General features: G+C 40.2%; 4 protein-coding genes. 3 read left to right on the plus strand and 1 reads right to left on the minus strand.

The window, feature by feature from the left end; translation table 11 throughout:
• Positions 1-1,294: sensor histidine kinase (locus A5294_RS03075; protein ID WP_231880183.1), on the minus strand; the 1,294-nt coding region annotated here is incomplete at its 3' end.
• A 116-nt stretch (positions 1,295-1,410) separates the two neighbouring features.
• On the opposite strand from A5294_RS03075, the gene A5294_RS03080 reads away from it, so the two are divergent.
• From A5294_RS03080 to ychF, 3 genes are all read left to right on the plus strand, one after another.
• The gene (locus tag A5294_RS03080; protein WP_064340433.1) at positions 1,411-2,793 is read left to right on the plus strand and encodes an alpha/beta fold hydrolase; all 1,383 of its coding nucleotides are present in this window, start codon (positions 1,411-1,413) and stop codon (positions 2,791-2,793) included.
• Between the two features lie 126 nt (positions 2,794-2,919).
• Positions 2,920-3,723, plus strand: coding sequence for a pyrroline-5-carboxylate reductase (proC, locus tag A5294_RS03085; RefSeq protein ID WP_064340434.1), 804 nt, complete (start codon positions 2,920-2,922; stop codon positions 3,721-3,723).
• A gap of 54 nt (positions 3,724-3,777) precedes the next feature.
• On the plus strand, positions 3,778-4,866 hold the full coding sequence (gene ychF / locus A5294_RS03090) for a redox-regulated ATPase YchF (RefSeq protein ID WP_004106888.1): 1,089 nt from the start codon (positions 3,778-3,780) through the stop codon (positions 4,864-4,866).
• The last annotated feature ends 48 nt before the right edge of the window (positions 4,867-4,914 follow it).

Here is a 4,914-nt window from a genome sequence, read left to right on the forward strand (position 1 = left end):
CAATACTAAACGTTCCATCGTTTAGTTTCCCGTAATTAAGCGTTCCGTGAAGATTTTCAATGCGTTCTTTCATGCCAATTAAGCCATAACCGTTTTTATGCTGCGCATTGCTATTTTGCGTTTGGTTAACTTCGATTTTGTGTATTTCATTTGTAATTTTTAGTTTTAAACCTTGGTTGTTCCATTCTTCATGAATGTTTACTTTAACGCATTCGCCTGCATGCTTGCGAATATTAGTAAGTGCTTCTTGAATAATTCTATATGCTACAGTTTGTGCAGCTTTGTTGAGTTTATGAGAAGAATTTATGCCATCAACAGTATGCCAAAAAATATTATTTGGTGAAGCAATTCGCGCTTGCTCAATAAGTGATGGCACGTGATTCAAATTTGTGTCGTTAGAAGGTGCATCAGTTAAAGCTTCTAGCAGCCTACGCATGTCGTGAACGGCGCGCTCAGCTTCATTTTTAATAATATGCATTGTTTTTTTAGCGAGCGAAATATTTTGTGTTGCGGCATAACGGCCGCCATCTGCTTGCACAATAATAATAGAAAGCGTATGAGCAACAATATCGTGCATATCTCTAGCAATTCTTGCTCGCTCTGCAGTAACAGCAATGTGTTGAGCTTTTCGGCGGTACGCGCGAATAGCGTTATTGTGTTCTTGCAAAAGTTGAATAGTATGCACATGAGTGCGCTGCCAGTAGCCAATAATAACCGTAATAGTGGTAATAATAATCGCAAAAATTATGGAAGGAATCGCAAAATTAAGTATATTTGAAACGCAATTTTTTATATTACTGCTATTTATATTTCGTACACTGCAGGTATAACTAGATTTCGAATGATTATTGCCATATATTGGTCCCATTACAACATTCCACGATATTAATGCGCAAGATAATATGGTTGTTATGTAAGCTGTAATAACAAAAACTTTCGTATGCGTTGGGTTTCCGCGCGCAATAGCGTTAACAAGCAGCACGAAACCAAAGAAATCAGCGAAAAGTTGAGCTGGACCAAATATTACTTGCACAATGCAAATAACAATAAAAATAATAGCCGCCTGTTCAGGCCATATCTTTCTTACTGAAAGTAGTAGTGCAACAACGATATTTGTAAGCGCTACTGTAACCAGCGAACCCTGAGTCAGTAAACCGTCAACATAGCTTATACTATATCTATTGTTTGAAAGTATAAAAAGAATAAGTGGAATAATACCCCATAATATGTCGTTTAATGTGAGCTCTTTTCGTAAGGACTGTATAACACTTTGAAACATATTAGGTACTTTCATAATTACTAGGCTAGTGCATAGCACTTTATAGAACAATCGAACTTGAGTATGATTTATATAAGAATGTGTAATTGACATTGCATGTAGCATGCAAGAGTACAGAAAGGGAGTGCGAAATGGCGTTACTTACAAGCTATTATGTTCCGGGATTGCATATCGAAGAACGTGCAATTGACGTGCCGCTTGATTGGGAAGGAAACACTCCTGGTGGAGCTATTAAAGGCGAAACAATCCGATTGTTCTGTAGAGTAGTTTGTGCTCCTGAGCATGTACATGATAATTTGCCTTTATTAGTATTTTTGCAAGGAGGTCCTGGTGGGCAGTGTCCACGACCGCTTTCGCCTTCTAGTGATGGCTGGATTCAAGAAGCTATTAAACATTTTCGCGTAGTCTTGCCGGATCAGCGTGGTGTTGGGCGTTCTTCAAGAGTAGACGCTTCAACTATGAAGCGCATGGCAGATGACGGTGTAAGCGTTGAGCGACAAGCCTGGTATTTAAAGCGTTTCTTGGCTGACTCTATTATTCGCGATTTTGAACATCTGCGACTTACTGAATTCGATGCTAAGCCATGGGTTTCACTTGGTCAAAGCTATGGTGGCTTCTTGACTCTTACATATCTATCACTATTCCCTCAAGGATTAATTGCAAGCTTTACAACAGGAGGTATTCCTCACGTTCCAGCAAATGCGCGTGAAGTCTATGAGCATACTTTTCCTCGTATGGCGCGTAAAACTGAGCAATTCTATGAGCGCTATCCGCAAGATGTTGCTCGTGCTGCAGCTATTGCAGATCGTATTGCACAGGGTGATGTTGTGCTTCCGAACGGTGAAAAACTTACGGTTGAGCGATTCCAAATGTTGGGTTCTTCATTTGGAATGAAACCAAGTTTTGAACGAGTGCATTGGTTAATTGACTCTGCGTTTGCAGATGGTGATGGTTCCTTGAAAGCATTTAAGCACGGCGGAGGAGCTTCTGCAGGTAGTTTAAGTGACGATTTTGTGTATGGTGTCATGGATTCTACAGCTTCTAGTCCACTTTATTGGCCATTACAAGAATTTATTTATGCTGATGGTGAATTGGAACACCCAATTTTGTGGGCTGCTCAGCAGGTTCGAGAAACTATGCCAGAGTTTTCTGGTTCTGCTCGCCCTATTATGTTTACAGGTGAAGCAATGTTTCCTTGGATGTACGATCAAGAGAAAGCTTTGCAACCATTCCTTCCAGCTGTTGACTGCTTGATGAAAGATAAGCAGTTTGGCAAAATTTACGATCAAGATCAACTTGCTAATAACGAAGTTCCATTGCAATCAGCAGTGTATTTTGATGACATGTATGTCGATTCTGGTCTTCAGCTTGACACTCTTTCTCGTATTGCCAACTCCCACTATTGGACAACGAACGAGTTTGAGCATGATGGTTTGCATGGAGACATTGTTTTCCGTCATTTGTTTGATGAGGCGCTGAATCGTGGTGATTTAGAGGGAATTTATAAGAGATAAGCCATATATAAAGGTAATAATTTTAATATGCGCAATGATTATAGTGCACTCTTTGCTATGCTATACATCTGTTTGCTTAGTAATGAGTGCGCTATTGTTTTATCAATGCGCTAAAGGGGGTCGTGTATGAGTACTTGTGTATCTGAAACTGTTGGTTTTATAGGTTATGGCAACATGACACAAGCAATCGCTAAAGGTGCGCTGAATGCTGGCGTATTACAAGGTGAAAATATTGTTGCTTGCGCGCATAATTTTGAAAAACTCGAGCGTAATACTTCGCTGATTGGCGCTCGCGCTATGCACACTGCTCAAGAAGTATGTGAAGCAAGTGATGCGATTATTATTGCTGTAAAGCCATATCAGGTTGCTGAAGTACTTAAGCCAATTTGTGAAATTATTAATGAACGAGGTATTGCTGTTATTTCCGTTGCAGCCGGTTGGACGCTTGAGCGTTACATGGAACTACTTGGCAAGGAAGCTCATGTTCAGTGCATTATTCCTAATACTCCTATTTCTGTAGGCCAAGGTGTGACTTTAGCTGAAACTACTCATACGCTTACTGATAGTCAACTTTCAATGTTTAATGCTTTATTTGAGCCAATTTCTTTGGTAGAGCGAGTGACTAGTGATCATATGAATATTGCAATGTGTATTTCTAGCTGCGCTCCAGCTTTTACAGCAATGTACATGGAAGCATTGAGTGATGCTGGTGTGAAGTATGGTTTGCAACGTGATTGTGCTTACCGTTTGGCTGCAAAAATGATTGAAGGAGTAGGTGCGTTATACATGGATTCGCGCACGCATCCTGGTGCTATGAAAGATGCAGTGTGCTCTCCTGGAGGAACCACTATTCGTGGCGTTGCTGAGCTAGAATCTCGCGGATTTAGGGGAGATGTGATTGCTGCAGTTGATGCTATTGAAAATAAATAGTAAATAAAATCAAGTTGTGTCGGCTTTCCCGGCGCTGGTCTAAACTAGGTAAATATGTCTTTAACTATTGGAATCGTTGGATTGCCAAACGTTGGTAAGTCCACTATGTTTAATGCTTTAACCCGCAACAACGTTTTGGCGGAGAATTATCCGTTTGCAACTATTGAGCCTAATACTGGTATTGTTCCGCTTCCGGATCATCGTCTTCCAGTTTTAGCTAAATTAGTTAATACTGAAAAGATTGTTCCAGCAACAGTTACTTTCGTTGATATTGCAGGCATTGTTAAGGGTGCTTCCGAGGGTGAAGGTTTGGGCAATAAGTTCCTTGCTAATATTCGCGAAGCAGACGCTATTTGCGAAGTTGTGCGCGCATTTAATGATGATGATATTGTGCATGTTAACGGCAGAGTAGATCCTGCTGACGATATTGACACGATTAATACTGAGCTAATTCTCGCCGATATGCAAACTATTGACAATGCTCTTCCAAAGTTGGAAAAGGATTTGCGCGGTAAGAAAGTTACGCAGGAATACGTAGACGCTGTAAATAAAGCTAAGGAAATTCTTGAATCTGGAAAGACTATTGACCAGGCTCATAACGAAAAGCTTATTGATAAAAACGATGTGTATGATTTACACTTGCTCACTGCTAAGCCATTTATTTACGTGTTTAACGTGGATGATTCGGAGTTGGCTGATGAAGATTTGAAGTCTAAACTTTCTGCATCTGTCGCTCCTGCAAAAGCAATATTCCTTAATGCTCAGTTTGAGTCCGAGCTTACTGAACTTGACGAAGCTGATGCTCGTGAAATGCTTGAAGATGCTGGTTTGAAGGAATCTGGTTTGGATCAACTTGCGCGTGTGGGATTCGATATTTTAGGTCTTCAAACCTATTTGACTGCTGGTGTTAAGGAAGTTCACGCTTGGCAGATTCATAAAGGTTGGACTGCTCCACAAGCTGCTGGTGTGATTCACACTGATTTTGAGCGTGGATTTATTAAGGCAGAAATCGTATCTTATGATGATTTCGTTGCTGCTGACGGTTCTATGGCAAAAATTAAGGAAGAAGGAAAGCTTCGTCTTGAAGGTCGCGACTATGTGATGCAAGACGGTGATATTGTCGAATTCAAATTTAATGTATGATTATTTTCATGTTCGTCCAAAAAAATTTATGATTTTTATGTTAAGAGT

This window comes from Gardnerella sp. 30-4, assembly GCF_001641215.1.
In the GTDB taxonomy this organism is placed as follows: Bacteria; Actinomycetota; Actinomycetes; order Actinomycetales; family Bifidobacteriaceae; genus Bifidobacterium; species Bifidobacterium leopoldii.